This is a genomic window from Streptomyces sp. NBC_00461 (assembly GCF_036013935.1).
In the GTDB taxonomy this organism is placed as follows: Bacteria; Actinomycetota; Actinomycetes; order Streptomycetales; family Streptomycetaceae; genus Streptomyces.
Genome location: NZ_CP107902.1, coordinates 6,833,537 through 6,848,670, shown reverse-complemented (window position 1 = coordinate 6,848,670; position 15,134 = coordinate 6,833,537). Strand labels below are relative to the sequence as shown.

Sequence of the window (15,134 nt, the reverse complement as noted above, 5' to 3'; positions counted from 1 at the left end):
CCGATAAATCGGACCCGGACGACTCTGAACTCTCCCGTTCGGTCATGTGCATGACTTTGCCAACTTGTCATGCGTTACTTGTCGGTTGACTCCTGGCTCTCGGCCTCCGGGGTCACGGCGGACTCGGTGGAGTCGGCGTCGGTGACCTCGGTGACCTCGGTGACCTTCGCGGCAGCGGTGGTCTCGGTCGGCTTCGGGGCATCGGTGGTCTCCGCGACCTCCGCCGCCACGGCAGCCGACGTCTCCGCCGACTCCGCGAGCACCTCGTCGGCGATCAGCTCGGCCGCCTCCTTGGCCATGGTCAGCAGCACCGTCTCCTGCGGGGCCTGGTCCTCGAAGTTCTCGGGGTGGTGGCAGGCGACCTGCTGGCCGGGCTTGAGCTCCACGAGCTTCGGCTCGGTCGTCTTGCAGATCTCCGTCGCCTTCCAGCACCGGGTGTGGAAGCGGCAGCCGCTCGGCGGGGAGATCGGCGAGGGCACGTCCCCCTTGAGCAGGATGCGCTCGCTCTTGGCGTTCCTGCGCCGCGGGTCCGGGATCGGCACCGCCGACATCAGGGCCTTGGTGTACGGGTGCATCGGCGCCTTGTACAGCGCCTCGCGGTCGGCCAGCTCGACGATCTTGCCGAGGTACATCACCGCGATCCGGTCCGAGACGTGCCTCACGACGGAGAGGTCGTGCGCGATGATCACGTACGTCAGGCCCAGCTCCTGCTGGAGGTCGTCGAGCAGGTTGACGACCTGGGCCTGGATCGACACGTCAAGGGCGGAGACCGGCTCGTCCGCCACGACCAGCTTCGGGTTCAGGGCGAGCGCGCGGGCGATGCCGATGCGCTGGCGCTGGCCGCCGGAGAACTCGTGCGGATAGCGGTTGTAGTGCTCGGGGTTGAGACCGACCACCGACAGCAGCCGCTGGACCTCCTTCTTGATGCCGCCCTGGGGCTCGACGCCCTGCAGCTTGAAGGGGGCGCCGACGATCGTGCCGATGGTGTGGCGCGGGTTCAGCGAGGAGTACGGGTCCTGGAAGATCATCTGCACGTCGCGGCGCAGCGGACGCATGCCGCTCACCCCGAGGTGCGTGATGTCCTGGCCCTGGAACTCGACCGTGCCGCCGGTCGGTTCCAGCAGCCGGGTGATCAGCCGGCCCATGGTCGACTTGCCGCAGCCCGACTCGCCCACGACGCCCAGCGTCTCGCCGGACTTGACCTCGAAGTCGATGCCGTCGACCGCGTGCACGGCGCCGACCTGCCGCTGGAGCAGGCCCTTCTTGATCGGGAAGTGTTTCTGGAGCCCGGTCACCTTCAGCAGGGTCTCGCCGGGGGCGGCCCCGTCCCTGGTGGCCACGCTGCCATCGCTCTGCGCAGGGATGCCCACTGCCGCGTCCTTAGGGTTCTCGCTCACAGCTTCGGCGCAATCTCTTCGATCCAGATACGCTCCCGCTGCTCCTGCGTCATGTGGCAGGCGGCCCAGTGCTGGCTGCCGACCTCGGTCAGCTCGGGGCGGACCGTGCGGGTGACGTTGTCCTTCGGGATGTCGGCGTACGGGCAGCGCGGGTTGAAGGCGCAGCCGGACGGGATGTTGATCAGCGAGGGCGGGGACCCCTTGACCGGGATGAGGCGCTCCTGCTGCTCGCGGTCGAGGCGCGGCATCGAGCCGAGCAGGCCCCAGGTGTAGGGGTGGCGGGGCTCGTAGAACACCTTGTCGGCCGGACCGCGCTCGACGCAGCGGCCGCCGTACATCACCAGGATGTCGTCGGCCAGCTCGGCGACGACGCCCAGGTCGTGGGTGATGATGATGACCGCGGAGCCGAACTCCTTCTGCAGATCCCGGATCAGGTCGAGGATCTGCGCCTGGACGGTCACGTCCAGTGCGGTCGTCGGCTCGTCCGCGATGAGCAGTTCGGGGTTGTTGACCAGCGACATCGCGATCATCGCGCGCTGGCGCATACCGCCGGAGAACTCGTGCGGGTAGCTGTCCACCCGCTTGTCCGGCTGCGGGATACCCACCCGGTCGAGCATCTCGACCGCGCGCCGCTTGGCGGTCTTCTTGTCGACGTTGTGGTGGATGCGGTACGCCTCCACGATCTGCTGGCCGATCGTGTAGTACGGGTGCAGCGCCGACAGCGGGTCCTGGAAGATCATCGCCATCTGACGGCCGCGCAGCTTGCGTACGTCGTCCGGGTCGGCGGTCAGCAGCTCGGTGCCGTCCAGCCAGATCTCGCCGGAGATCTGCGCCTTGCGCTTGCCGTACTGGCCGGCGGTGTGCAGGCCCATGATGCCGAGCGAGGTCACCGACTTGCCGGATCCCGACTCGCCCACGATGCCGAGGGTCTTGCCCTTCTCCAGCTTGAAGGAGAGCCCGTCGACGGACTTGACCAGGCCGTCGTCGGTCGGGAAGTGCACCTTCAGGTCGCGCACTTCCAGGAAGGAGGTCGGGGCCGGCGAGGCCGAGGTGGGTTCGCCCACGGCTGCTCCGGTCTTGCTGAGTTCGGTCATGCGAGCCTCACTCGGGGGTCGATCACGGCGTACAGGACGTCCACCACGAGGTTGGCGATGAGCACGGCGAGGGAGGTGATCAGGGTGACGCCCAGAATGATGGGCAGGTCCTGGTTCTTGATGCCGTTCAGGACGGCCTGGCCGAGGCCGGGCAGGCTGAACGTGGTCTCGGTCAGGATCGCGCCGCCGATCAGAGCACCGAGGTCCATGCCGAGCATGGTCAGGATGGGCGTCATCGTGGAGCGCATGGCGTGCTTGCCGATGACGACGGGTTCTCTGAGGCCCTTGGCGCGGGCGGTGCGGATGTAGTCCTCGCCGAGGATCTCCAGCATGGTGGCGCGGGTGATCCGGGCGTACATCGCCGCGTACAGGAACGCGAGGGTGACCCACGGCAGGATCATGCCGCCGAGATAGCCGGTGACGCTCTGGCTGAGGGGCACGTACTGGCCGTCGATCCAGCCCAGTCCGTAGCTGAAGATCGCCAGCGACAGCAGGCCGGTGAAGTAGATGGGCAGCGAGACACCGCTGAGGGCGATGACCATCGCGCTGCGGTCCCAGAGGCTGCCCCGCTTGAGCGCGGAGAGCACACCGGCGGCCACACCGAAGACCAGCCACAGCACGGCGGCACCGAGCGCCAGACCCAGGGTCACCGGGAAGCGGTCGGTGAGCACCGGCCAGACGGCCTGCTCGCTGCGGAAGGAGTAGCCGAAGCACGGCGCGGAGCAGTGGGTGATGTCGCCGCCGGCCGCGTAGGTGCGGCCCACGAAGATGCCCTTGAAGAAGTGCCAGACCTGGATGAAGATCGGGTCGCTCAGACCCAGCTTCGTCCGCACGGCTTCGACCGCCGCAGGGTCGGCCTGCTTGCCCACGAAGCTCGTGGCGATGTCCACGCCCGCCCACTTGGGGACGAGGAAGAAGATGCTGAAGACCACCAGGATGATGACCACGAGCATCACTGCGGCGGCGAACAGCCGCCTGAGGAGGTAAGCGAGCACAGCTTACGGCCCGCTGCGGACCGCGGGCCTCCGGAGGTTGTCCGGTGGCCCGCGGTCACGCCGCGCCGGCCTTCACCTGCCTTTCGTGCCGTACGGCGGGTGTGCCGGGTTTACTTCGTGGACTTCAGGCCGAGGTTGACGAAGTCGTAGTAACCGCTGTACGCGTTCGTCGTGTACACGTTGGCCAGGTTCGAGCCGCGGAAGTTGAGCAGCCGCTCGAAGGTGAAGGGCAGGTAGTACGCGCCCTCGCTGACCTTGTGGTTGATCTCCGTGGCGATCTCGGTCTTCTTCGCGTCGTCCGTCGCCTTCGTGGCGTTGTACTGGTCGAAGAGGCCGTCGATCGTCTTGTCCTTGATCATGGCGAAGTTGTTGTTACCGCTCTGGAGGATGTACTTGCTGCTCCACAGCGGGATGCCGTAACCCTGGACGCTCGGGAAGTCGGGACCCCAGCCCATGATGATGATGCCGAGCTTCTTCTTCTCGACGTTGGCCGGGGCACCGATGATGCCGGCGCTCTGCGAGCCGTCGTACTGGTAGATGTCGGCCTGGATGCCGACCTTCTTCAGCGCCGCCTGCAGGGACGTGGCCGTGGCCACCTCCTGCTGCTTGTTGTTGCGGACCGCGATGGTGGTCTTGAAGCCGTTCGGCTTACCGCAGGCCTTCAGCGCCTGCTTGGCCAGGGCGTCGTTGCCGTTCTTGTTCTCACCGGCGATCTTGTACGGGTCGTACTTCTGGCCCTCGGAACCCGGGACCGACGGCGGGAGCATGTTGGTGCCGATGAGGCCACCGGCGACGGGGCCGCCACGCGCGGTCTGCAGGGAGACGTGGTCGGCGGCGTAGATGACGGCCTTGCGGCACTCGACGTTGTCGAACGGCTTGACCGTCTGCGGGAAGACCGCGTAGCGGATGAAGCCGGACACCGGGTTGTCCAGGTTGGCCTTGTGCTGCTTCAGGGCGATGGTGCGGCCCTGCGGGCCAAGACCCGTCTGGCTGGCGTCGATGTCGTAGTCGCCGTTGATCAGACGCTGGTCGGAGTCGCTCTGGTTGGACGAGATGGTGAGCGAGATCTTGTCCGGGTAGGCCTTGCGGATCGGGTCCGAGGAGGCCTTCCAGCTGGTGTTGCGGACCAGGATCAGCGACTTGCCCGGGCTGTACGACTGGAACTTGTACGGGCCGGAGGAGAACGGCTTCAGACCGTACTTGGACTTGGTGTCCATGTCCTGGCGGACCGGCGAGGCCGAGGTCATGGCCAGGACCTGCTTGAAGTCGGAGTTCGCCGACGGCAGGTGGAAGACGATCGTCTTGGCGTCGGGCGTGTCGATCGCCTTCAGGCCGAGCTTGTCCTTGGACGTGTCCTTGTACGGACCCTTGTAGGTCTTGTTGGGGTCGAGCATCTGCTGCAGGTAGACCGGACCGCCGGACAGGACGTCCTGGGCCCAGGAGCGCTCGATGCCGTACTTGATGTCCTGGGACGTGATCGCCTTGCCGTCCTCCCACGTGATTCCGTCACGTAGGTGGAAGGTGTACGTCTTGCCGTCGGCCGAGACCTGGCCCTCGTCCGTGGCGAGGTCCGGCGTGACCTCGGCGCCCTTGGCGCCCGGCTCGGTCTTGTAGGTGAGCAGCTGGCGGCTGTAGTAGCGCGAGAAGTCCCACATGAAGCCGTAGTAACCGCGTGTGGTGTCCCACGAGTCGGCGTCCTGGGTGGTGACGAACTTCAGCTCGCCGCCCTTCTTGACCTGCGACGCCTGGGCGACCTTGTTGTTCGCCGCGTCGAAGCCGGCTGCACCGTTCTTCGAACCGCCGTCGTCGTTGCCGCCGCCGCACGCCGCCATGGTCAGCATGCCGGCGACCGCGGCGGCAGCGGCCAAAGCCTGCTTACGCCGCCCTGAGGTGCGTTGGGTAGTCACGATCTCGGATCCTCCGGATTTGATGAGAGACCCCGTGGAGGTGCTCACGGGACGCTTGGGGTACGGCAGTTCAGCGCGAACCCTTCGGGTCGAGCGCGTCCCGCACGCCGTCGCCGAAGAGGTTGAAGGCCAGAACGGTGATGAAGATCGCCACGCCGGGCACCACCATGAACATGGGGTCCGAGTCGTAGTAATCGATCGCGGTCGAGAGCATCTGCCCCCACGAGGACGTGGGCGGCTTGACGCCGACGCCCAGGAAGCTGAGTGCCGCCTCGGTCAGGATGTTGGTGGGGATCATCATCGTCGTGTACACGATGATGGGGGCGACGAGGTTGGGCAGCAGTTCCTTGAACAGGATGTAGAAGCGCCCGCCGCCCAGCGATCGGGCGGCCTCGACGTACTCGCGCTCACGCAGCGAGAGCGTCTGGCCGCGAACCACGCGTCCGATGTAGGGCCAGCCGAAGAATCCGATGACCAGGATCATCACGAACACGCGCACGCTGGATCCGGTCAGACCGAGCATCTCGTTCGGCATGACGGAGACCAGGGCGATGATGAAGAGCAGCTGCGGGAAGGCGAGCAGACCGTCCATGACGCGGCTGATGACCGAGTCGACCCAGCCGCCGAAGAAACCGGCCAGGACGCCCAGGAACGTGCCGAGCACGACGGCGACGATCGCGGACAGGAAGCCGACCAGCAGCGAGATCCGGGCACCGTAGAGGACACGGGCGAAGATGTCGCGGCCGTTGACCGGCTCGACCCCCAGCAGGTGATCGGCGCTGATGCCGCCCAGGGACCCCTTGGGCGTACCGAAGAGCGGGTCGATCAGGCTCTCGTGGTAGGCGTCGGGGTCCTGTCCGATCAGGTCCGTGAGCAGTGGAGCGAGCAGGGCGATCACGATGAGGGCGAGCACGACGATGCCGCCCGCGAGGGCGAGCTTGTCCCGCTTGAGGCGCTCCCAGGCGATCCGGCCCAGGGAACGCCCCTGAACTGCCTTTTCACCGGCAGTGGCGACCGCCGCTTCTTCGGCCGCGCTCGGGGCCGCTTCCGCGGTCGGCTCGTGCAATGGTGCCGTCATCTGGCAGGGACCCCTCTCAACCGGCGGTAGCCGGCCCGCACTTGCCGCTGTAGCGGCGTGATCAGTCCGTAATACACGGGGGCGAACCCCCCTGGAGCGGGAGTCTTCAACGCTTTGGCGATCTGTTGCCAGACTTGGCGGGGAAAGGATGCGTAAACGTGATGCAGGCTGGTGTGTTCCGTTATCCGGACAGCGGGTAACAGCGGTCGGACGGGGTTCATTGCGGACATCCTGGACATGGAGGGATCTTCTGGCGCTATCTACGCGCGAAGATCAGGCCAGCCCGGTACGGACCAAGCCTGCCGTCTCAGTATCCGCCGTGCACCGGGGGGTAGCCGTACCCGGACACCGGCGCCTGGGCCGGGGCCTGCGCCGGGGCCGCCGCGTGGGCCTCGCGGTCGTAGAAGGGGCGGGCGCTCGCGCGCATCCACAGGGCGACCGGGTCGTACTCGTCGGACATCGCCACCGTCGACACCGGCAGTCCGTCCGGGACGGCGCCGATGGACTGCTGCATCATGGCCCGCACCGAGTCCACCGCGGGCGGGCTCGTGTCGTACACGTCCAGGCCGATGGCGAGATACGGCGCCCCGAGGGCCGGCTGCACCCAGGCCCGGCGCAGCGAGCGGACGGACGGGGTGCGGTGGGCGTTCTGCGCGAGCAGGGCGTAGAACTGCGGGATCTCGATCGCGGGATCCGACAGGCGCAGCGGACCGGCGGCCTGGCGCTCCAGGCCGGTGGCGATACGGCGCAGGTCGAGCCAGGGGATGCCCAGGCCGCCGCCCGGGGCGTGCGGGTTGAGCCAGAGGCCGAAGTGGTCGGGGTACAGGGTCCGGGCCACGTCCAGGCCGTCGACCACCTCGTACGACCTGTTCCAGCCGCTGGCCGAGAGCTCCTGGGCGGAGGTGACGCACGGGGCGTAGCCGTAGCCCTCGACCTCCATGTTTCCGTACTGGGCGTCCGGGGAGCCCGCCTGGCCGTGCCACAGGAGCATCCAGATCTGGCCGGCGCCGGGGGCGGCCAGTGCGCGGAGGAGTGCCTCGTAGGCGTCGTAGCGCCCCGGCGTCACCTGGCGCAGCATGTGCTCGACCGTCCCGGTCGTGGTGCCGCTGGCGCTCACGTGTACCGCCCCTTCTGGAAGTTGCCCCACTTCTGCCAACAGCTTAAGCGCCCGGGGGCTCCGGACTTGTTGTGCCTTCGCCCCTTGCGGCGCTCACAGGTGATCGCCCGTATAGAACGGGCGCACCTGCTCTCGCATCCAGTTCGCCACCGGGTCGTCCGTCACGTCCAGGAGGACCAGGTTGACCGGCCACGGGGTGGGAACCGCGGTCGCCGCCCGCTCCAGGGCGGCCAGGGGAAGCGCCCGCAGGTCGCCCTCCCGCAGGGAGAGTTCGACGCCCACGAACATCACCGGGTCGGCCGTCTCGACGACGGCGAGGCAGCGGCGGGCCGTGACGACCACGCCCGTCTGCGCGAACTCGGCGCAGGCCGCGGCCAGGAAGTCGACCGGGTCGTCCTGCCAGTCCGGTTCGAAGAGCTTGACGCGGGCTCCGGAGGCCAGGCCGTCCAGCGGGGTGCGGCCCGCCCGGCACAGCTCGGCGACCGCGGCCGGCGGGAGGGGGACGCCGACCACTCCGTCCGGGTTGATCGCGAGGCCCACCTGCGGGGGCAGCCCGCGGGCGAACTCGACGGCCGGGGCGATCGTGTACGACATGTGGGAGCCGACGACCTGGCGGAACTGCTCCTCGGAGCTGAAGACGGGGACATAGCCCTGGCCCTCGATCTCCAGCGTCGGCAGGTCGAGGGGGCCGCTGTGCGGGCCACCGCCGCCGGGCAACGGGACCCAGAGGAAACTGCGTCCGAGCACCTCGATGATCCGGCCACCCGCCGAGGGCATGCCGAGGGAGGCCGACAGCACCTCCTCCAGTTCGTTGCCTGGCCATCCGCCGTGCGGATGGGGGTGTGCCTGTACGGGAAAGTCCGCGGGAAGATCCGCTGGGAAGTCCATCTGTGTCCGACCGCCTGCTGAGAACCACTGCCTGCTGAGAACCACTGGTGTGCCCGGAAAGGCTAACGGGTGGGACGGACAAAGGGGTCAGCCCGTGAAGCCGATCCTGCGCAGTACGTCCGCCGCGTCCCGGTCCAGCAGCACCGCCGAGCCGACACCCTCGGGCAGATCGCCCCGCTCCACCGCGCGGATCAGCCGGCCCGCCGCCGTGCGGTGCCGCAGGAACGCGTAGCGGGAGACGCCGCGGCCGCGCTCGCGCTGGCCCCGAAGCGCCGCGCCGGGGGTGACGTCGAGCAGCACCAGATGCAGGAGGCCGCCGCGGCGCCGTGCCTCGCGGGCCAGCCAGCCACGCACCCAGGCCTGCGTGCCGCAGTCGTGCACGACGACGCCCTCGCCGCCGCGCAGGGCGCGGTGCAGCCCGGCGTAGTGGGCGAGCCGGACCAGGGGGCGGTAGACCGCGTACGGCAGGTAGCGGGAGGCGCGGGCGTCCCAGCGGTCGCGGGCGTCCTGGGAGTCGATACGGACGCCGCGCACCGCGCGCTCCATCAGCGTGGACTTGCCGCTGCCGGGCAGGCCGGTGATCACCACCAGGTCGCGGGGGCCGAAGAGCAGGGCGTGCGGGCTACGGCCCGAGCGCTCGCGCAGATCGCGGACCACGGGTTCCGGCCGGACCGCGCACGCCTCCTGGGCCGGGGCCGCGGGCTGCTCGGGCAGCGCGACGGCCGAGCTCGTGGCGTACGCCGTGGTCCTGTCCACCGTGATCGTCCTCCCCTGGGGCCGGGTACGGAGTCCCCTGCCCTTCAAGTGTAAAGAGAAGGTAATGCGCGGTGTCTGGTGTTTTCGTGATCGCCTTGCCACAAGCCAGTTACAAAGAGGTGCCAGGTCCGGCCTGCCGCCCGCGGACCCGCCGTGCGATGATGTGCGCGCCAACTGCATACCGGCCGTTTGAATCCGCGCGGGAGAGTCCCCAGCAGCACTGTCTGCCGGGGCGCCGAAGGAGCAAGTCCCTCCCTTGAATCTCTCAGGCCCCGTTACCGCGCGGGCGAGGCACATCTGAAAAGCGGGCCGCCGTTTCCCGGTGGTCCCACCCACGGTGCAAGCCATGCCGCGCGCGGTCATGGCGAACCTCTCAGGTTCCGATGACAGATGGGGAGGAATGCCCTCGCCTGTCCCGCTATGCCCTGGGAGACGACCGTCCGATGAGCAGTACCCACATCCGTCGTACCGCGCTCGACGCCCTGCATCGTTCCCTCGGTGCGACGATGACCGACTTCGCCGGCTGGGACATGCCCCTGCGCTACGGCTCCGAGCGCGACGAGCATCTCGCCGTACGGACGAAGGCCGGACTCTTCGACCTCTCCCACATGGGCGAGATCGCCGTGACCGGCCCGCAGGCCGCCCAGCTCCTGAACTTCGCCCTGGTCGGCAACATCGCCTCCGTCGGCGTCGGCCGCGCCCGCTACACCATGATCTGCCGGGCCGACGGCGGCATCCTCGACGACCTGATCGTCTACCGGCTCGGCGAGAGCGAGTACCTGGTCGTCGCGAACGCCTCCAACGCCCAGGTGGTGCTGGACGCGCTCGTCGAGCGGGCCGCCGGCTTCGACGCCGAGGTGCGCGACGACCGTGACGCGTACGCGCTGATCGCCGTGCAGGGCCCCGAGGCCGCGGGCATCCTCTCGTCCCTCACCGACGCCGACCTCGACGCCCTGAAGTACTACGCCGGCCTGCCCGGCACCGTCGCCGGTGTCCCGGCCCTCGTCGCGCGCACCGGCTACACCGGCGAGGACGGCTTCGAGCTGTTCGTCGCCCCCGGTGACGCGGAGAAGCTGTGGCAGGCGCTGACCGAGGCCGGCGCGCCCGTCGGCCTCGTCCCCTGCGGACTGTCCTGCCGGGACACCCTGCGCCTGGAGGCGGGCATGCCGCTGTACGGGCATGAGCTGTCCACCTCGCTCACGCCCTTCGACGCCGGGCTCGGACGGGTGGTGAAGTTCGAGAAGGAGGGCGACTTCGTGGGCCGCGAGGCCCTGCAAGAGGCCGCCGCACGCGCCGAGTCGAACCCGCCGCGCGTCCTGGTCGGCCTGGTCGCCGAGGGCCGCCGGGTCCCACGCGCCGGGTACCCGGTCGTGGCCGGCGGTGAGGTGATCGGCGAGGTCACCTCCGGTGCGCCCTCCCCCACGCTGGGCAAACCGATCGCGATGGCGTACGTCGACGCGGCGCACGCGGCCCCGGGCGCACCCGGGGTGGGCGTGGACATCCGGGGCGCTCACGAACCGTACGAGGTCGTGCCGCTGCCGTTCTACAAGCGCCGGAAGTAGAGACTGGGCGGTGGGCGGCCCGTCCACGGACGTGACCGCGCGCATATCTTTCCTGCTCACACGCGTATCCAGCAGTCACCCATTCATCAGCACTCCCTCGCGTACAGGAGAATTCAGGCCATGAGCAACCCCCAGCAGCTGCGCTACAGCAAGGAGCACGAGTGGCTGTCGGCCGCCGAGGACGGCGTCTCGACGGTCGGCATCACGGAGTTCGCGGCCAACGCGCTCGGCGATGTCGTCTACGCCCAGCTTCCCGAGGTGGGCTCCGCCGTGACCGCGGGCGAGACCTGCGGCGAGCTGGAGTCGACCAAGTCGGTCAGCGACCTGTACTCCCCCGTCACCGGTGAGATCACCGAGATCAACGAGGACGTGGTGAACGACCCGTCCCTGGTGAACTCGGCCCCCTTCGAGGGCGGTTGGCTCTTCAAGGTCCGCCTCACGGACGAGCCGGGCGACCTGCTCTCCGCCGACGAGTACACCGCCCAGAACGCCGGCTGAGGGGCCGTAGACGCATGTCCGCATTGAACACGCACCTGCACGAGCTCGACCCGGAGATCGCCGCCGCGGTCGACGCCGAGCTGCACCGGCAGCAGTCCACCCTTGAGATGATCGCCTCGGAGAACTTCGCCCCGGTCGCGGTCATGGAGGCGCAGGGCTCGGTCCTCACCAACAAGTACGCCGAGGGCTACCCCGGCCGCCGCTACTACGGCGGCTGCGAGCACGTCGACGTCGCCGAGCAGATCGCCATCGACCGGGTCAAGGAGCTGTTCGGCGCCGAGTACGCCAACGTCCAGCCCCACTCCGGCGCCTCCGCCAACCAGGCCGCCCTGTTCGCGCTGGCCCAGCCCGGCGACACCATCCTCGGCCTGGACCTGGCGCACGGCGGGCATCTGACCCACGGGATGCGGCTGAACTTCTCCGGCAAGCAGTTCAACGTCGTCGCCTACCACGTCGACGACGCCGGTCTCGTCGACATGGCGGAGCTGGAGCGGCTGGCCAAGGAGCACCGCCCGAAGGTGATCATCGCCGGGTGGTCGGCGTATCCGCGGCAGCTGGACTTCGCGGAGTTCCGCAGGATCGCCGACGAGGTCGAGGCGTACCTGTGGGTCGACATGGCGCACTTCGCGGGCCTGGTGGCCGCGGGGCTGCACCCGAACCCCGTCGACTACGCGGACGTGGTCACCTCCACCACCCACAAGACGCTGGGCGGTCCGCGCGGCGGGATCATCCTCGCGAAGAAGGAGTTCGCGAAGAAGCTGAACTCCTCCGTCTTCCCGGGCTTCCAGGGCGGTCCCCTGGAGCACGTGATCGCGGCGAAGGCGGTCTCCTTCAAGGTCGCCGCCGGCGAGGAGTTCAAGGAGCGCCAGCGGCGTACGGTGGAGGGTGCGCGCATCCTCGCCGAGCGTCTGACGGCCGACGACGCCCGGGAGGCCGGGGTCAACGTGCTCTCCGGCGGCACCGACGTCCACCTCATCCTCGTCGACCTGCGCGAGTCCGAACTGGACGGGCAGCAGGCCGAGGACCGTCTCCACGAGGTCGGCATCACGGTCAACCGCAACGCCGTCCCGAACGACCCGCGCCCGCCGATGGTGACGTCGGGGCTGCGGGTGGGCACGCCCGCCCTCGCCACCCGCGGCTTCACGGCCGAGGACTTCGCCGAGGTCGCGGACGTGATCGCCGAGACGCTCAAGGCGGCTTCTCCCTTCGGGGAGGCCGACGTGGAATCGCTGAAGGCCCGGGTCAAGGCCCTTGCCGACAAGCACCCGCTGTACCCCGGCCTGACCAAGTAGTTCCCGGCGGGGGTGCCTGTCCGGGCACCCCCGCCACCCCAGAGTGAGGAGTCCCCGTGGCCATCTCGGTCTTCGACCTGTTCTCGATCGGCATCGGCCCGTCCAGCTCCCACACGGTCGGCCCGATGCGCGCGGCCCGCATGTTCGCCCGCCGGCTGCGCAACGAGGAGGTGCTGGACTCCGTCGCGTCGGTACGGGCGGAGCTGTACGGCTCGCTCGGCGCGACCGGCCACGGCCACGGAACGCCCAAGGCGGTGCTGCTCGGCCTGGAGGGCGCCTCGCCGCGGACGGTGGACGTGGAGGGTGCCGACGACCGGGTGGAGCGGATCAAGCAGGCGGGCCGGATCCGGCTGCTGGGCGAGCACGAGATCCCGTTCTCCTTCGACGACGACCTGAAGCTGCACCGTCGCAAGACCCTCCAGTACCACGCGAACGGCATGACGCTGTGGGCACACGACGCGGCCGGTACGGAGTTGCTGTCGAAGACGTACTACTCGGTGGGCGGCGGCTTCGTCGTCGACGAGGACGCGGTCGGCGCGGACCGCATCAAGCTGGACGACACCGTGCTGAAGTACCCCTTCCGCACCGGCGACGAACTGCTGCGCCTGACCAAGGAGACGGGTCTGTCGATCTCCGCCCTGATGCTGGAGAACGAGCGGGCCTGGCGCACCGAGGGGGAGATCCGCACCGGGCTGCTGGAGATCTGGCGGGTCATGCAGGCGTGCGTGGCGCGCGGCATGTCCCGCGAGGGCATCCTCCCCGGCGGTCTGAAGGTACGCCGCCGGGCCGCCATGTCGGCCCGCCAACTCCGCGCCGAGGGCGACGCGTTGGCGCACGCGATGGAGTGGATCACGCTCTACGCGATGGCGGTGAACGAGGAGAACGCCGCGGGCGGCCGCGTGGTCACCGCCCCGACCAACGGTGCCGCGGGCATCATCCCGGCGGTCCTGCACTACTACATCAACTTCGTACCCGGTGCGGACGAGGACGGCGTGGTCCGCTTCCTCCTCGCCGCCGGCGCGATCGGCATGCTCTTCAAGGAGAACGCGTCCATCTCCGGCGCCGAGGTCGGCTGTCAGGGCGAGGTCGGCTCCGCCTGCTCGATGGCGGCGGGCGCGCTCGCGGAGGTGCTCGGCGGATCTCCCGAACAGGTCGAGAACGCGGCCGAGATCGGCATGGAGCACAACCTCGGCCTGACCTGCGACCCGGTCGGCGGACTGGTCCAGATCCCGTGCATCGAACGCAACGGCATGGCCGCGGCGAAGGCGGTCACGGCCGCCCGGATGGCGATGCGCGGCGACGGCTCGCACATGGTGTCCCTGGACAAGGTCATCAAGACGATGAAGGACACGGGCGCGGACATGAGCGTCAAGTACAAGGAGACGGCGCGGGGCGGGCTGGCCGTCAACATCATCGAGTGCTGACGAAGCAGCCCTGACCAGCGCGTTCACGTCTTCCAGCGCTGTCGGGGCCTTCCCTGCCCACACGGCGGAAAGTCCCCGGGATGTCCCGGCGACAGGCGTGAAAGTCCCCGGGACATCCCTCGGGACGGGCGTCTGCCGGCCCGGGGGTTGTGGCGCCCTCGGCCACCGTTCCGGTCCGCCCTGACCGCCAGCCGCCGCCTGGCGCCGACGGCAAGGCCCCGCCGCAACCGGCTACCCACGCGATCGCACCTGTCCGGCCTCACGGCCACACGCCACCAGCATCACGGTCTGGGCCACCGAGGACCTGAACCCTGTGCCGACCCTGTGCCGCTCTTGGTCGGAGGCGCCGAAGACCCCGCTCGTCCGCCCGGCGGAAACCACACTGCGTTGACGTCGGCGGACCCGCCCCGCCGACGTTGCCGCCGTACCTGCCAAGGCCCCGCCGACCCTCAGAAGTTGACGTTTCCACTCCCTTTCCACATCCGGAAGGGATCACCCGTGCCAAGGTGGGAGACACATCAACCCCTGTCCCCCCACCGGTCATTCAGGGAGGCCCTCCATGCTGCGCGGTATCGACGTAAGCGCGTTCCAGTCCTCCTCGTACGACACGGACGGTCTCTCCTTCGTCTTCATCAAGGCGACGGAGGGCCGTTCGTACGTCAACCCGAGGCTCACCGCCCAGACGAAGCGGGGTCGTGACGCCGGTCTCGTCGTCGGCTTCTACCACTTCCTGTGGCCGGGCAACCTCCAGGCCCAGGCGGAGTACTTCGTCAGACACGCCCCCGAGAAGGCGGGCGACATCCTCGCCGTCGACTGGGAGCGCAACAGCGCCGGCACGCACGCGAGCAACGCGGAGAAGGACCTGTTCATCCGCAAGGTGAAGGAGCTGCGGCCGAACAACCAGGTGATCCTCTATGCGAACCAGGACTTCTGGCTGAACGTCGACACCACGTCGTACGCCGGTGACGGCCTCTGGATCGCCGACTACGTCACGGCCGGCAAGCCCCGCATCAAGGCCAAGTGGCGCTTCCACCAGTACACCAGCGAGCCGCACGACAAGGACGTCGCGGACTTCGCCGACAAGGCCGCGCTGAAGGAGTGGGCCGACAACGCCTGACGGCACCAC

Annotated in this window: 13 protein-coding genes and 2 riboswitches; of the genes, 5 read left to right on the top strand and 8 right to left on the bottom strand. The window is 69.0% G+C overall.

From position 1 onward, the window contains the following. Positions 1 to 74 precede the first annotated feature (74 nt). The 8 genes from OG870_RS32045 to OG870_RS32010 all read right to left on the bottom strand — a co-directional run bounded on the left by OG870_RS32045 (position 75) and on the right by OG870_RS32010 (position 9,238). Entirely contained in the window at positions 75 to 1,397 is a 1,323-nt protein-coding gene (locus OG870_RS32045; RefSeq protein WP_266590090.1) for an ABC transporter ATP-binding protein, read from the bottom strand. Further along, positions 1,394 to 2,491 (bottom strand): ABC transporter ATP-binding protein, encoded by a 1,098-nt coding sequence (locus OG870_RS32040; RefSeq protein WP_266521847.1) that lies wholly within the window; start codon positions 2,489 to 2,491, stop codon positions 1,394 to 1,396. Before OG870_RS32040 ends, OG870_RS32045 begins: the two co-directional genes overlap by 4 nt. Further along, positions 2,488 to 3,486, bottom strand: a complete 999-nt coding sequence (locus OG870_RS32035) for an ABC transporter permease (protein ID WP_266521845.1) — start codon at positions 3,484 to 3,486, stop codon at positions 2,488 to 2,490. Before OG870_RS32035 ends, OG870_RS32040 begins: the two co-directional genes overlap by 4 nt. 110 nt (positions 3,487 to 3,596) lie before the next feature. Continuing rightward, positions 3,597 to 5,393, bottom strand: a complete 1,797-nt coding sequence (locus OG870_RS32030; protein ID WP_266521843.1) for an ABC transporter substrate-binding protein — start codon at positions 5,391 to 5,393, stop codon at positions 3,597 to 3,599. 70 nt (positions 5,394 to 5,463) lie between these two features. Beyond that, entirely contained in the window at positions 5,464 to 6,471 is a 1,008-nt protein-coding gene (locus OG870_RS32025; RefSeq protein ID WP_266521842.1) for an ABC transporter permease, read from the bottom strand. Between the two features lie 307 nt (positions 6,472 to 6,778). Then, positions 6,779 to 7,588 carry an enhanced serine sensitivity protein SseB C-terminal domain-containing protein gene (locus tag OG870_RS32020; protein ID WP_266521841.1) on the bottom strand — a complete coding sequence of 270 codons (810 nt, stop codon included), beginning with the start codon at positions 7,586 to 7,588 and terminating at the stop codon, positions 6,779 to 6,781. A 93-nt stretch (positions 7,589 to 7,681) separates the two neighbouring features. Then, positions 7,682 to 8,476, bottom strand: a complete 795-nt coding sequence (locus OG870_RS32015) for an enhanced serine sensitivity protein SseB (RefSeq protein WP_266590088.1) — start codon at positions 8,474 to 8,476, stop codon at positions 7,682 to 7,684. A gap of 87 nt (positions 8,477 to 8,563) precedes the next feature. Continuing rightward, the gene (locus OG870_RS32010; RefSeq protein WP_266523743.1) at positions 8,564 to 9,238 is read right to left on the bottom strand and encodes an AAA family ATPase; all 675 of its coding nucleotides are present in this window, start codon (positions 9,236 to 9,238) and stop codon (positions 8,564 to 8,566) included. 184 nt (positions 9,239 to 9,422) lie between these two features. Beyond that, positions 9,423 to 9,523, top strand: a riboswitch (glycine riboswitch). Then, a riboswitch (glycine riboswitch) is annotated at positions 9,524 to 9,632 on the top strand. It abuts the riboswitch before it with no gap. Between the two features lie 43 nt (positions 9,633 to 9,675). Between OG870_RS32010 and gcvT the strand changes: the two genes are divergently transcribed. From gcvT to OG870_RS31985, 5 genes are all read left to right on the top strand, one after another. Then, positions 9,676 to 10,794 (top strand): glycine cleavage system aminomethyltransferase GcvT, encoded by a 1,119-nt coding sequence (gene gcvT, locus OG870_RS32005; RefSeq protein WP_266590086.1) that lies wholly within the window; start codon positions 9,676 to 9,678, stop codon positions 10,792 to 10,794. A 120-nt stretch (positions 10,795 to 10,914) separates the two neighbouring features. Continuing rightward, the gene (gene gcvH / locus OG870_RS32000) at positions 10,915 to 11,292 is read left to right on the top strand and encodes a glycine cleavage system protein GcvH (protein WP_266590084.1); all 378 of its coding nucleotides are present in this window, start codon (positions 10,915 to 10,917) and stop codon (positions 11,290 to 11,292) included. Between the two features lie 14 nt (positions 11,293 to 11,306). Next, a complete protein-coding gene (glyA, locus tag OG870_RS31995) occupies positions 11,307 to 12,584 on the top strand; it encodes a serine hydroxymethyltransferase (RefSeq protein ID WP_266590082.1) in 1,278 nt (425 codons plus the stop codon). Positions 12,585 to 12,640: 56 nt separating this feature from the next. Next, positions 12,641 to 14,008 (top strand): L-serine ammonia-lyase, encoded by a 1,368-nt coding sequence (locus tag OG870_RS31990; RefSeq protein ID WP_266521830.1) that lies wholly within the window; start codon positions 12,641 to 12,643, stop codon positions 14,006 to 14,008. A gap of 559 nt (positions 14,009 to 14,567) precedes the next feature. After that, positions 14,568 to 15,125, top strand: a complete 558-nt coding sequence (locus tag OG870_RS31985; protein WP_266521828.1) for a GH25 family lysozyme — start codon at positions 14,568 to 14,570, stop codon at positions 15,123 to 15,125. Positions 15,126 to 15,134 lie beyond the last annotated feature (9 nt).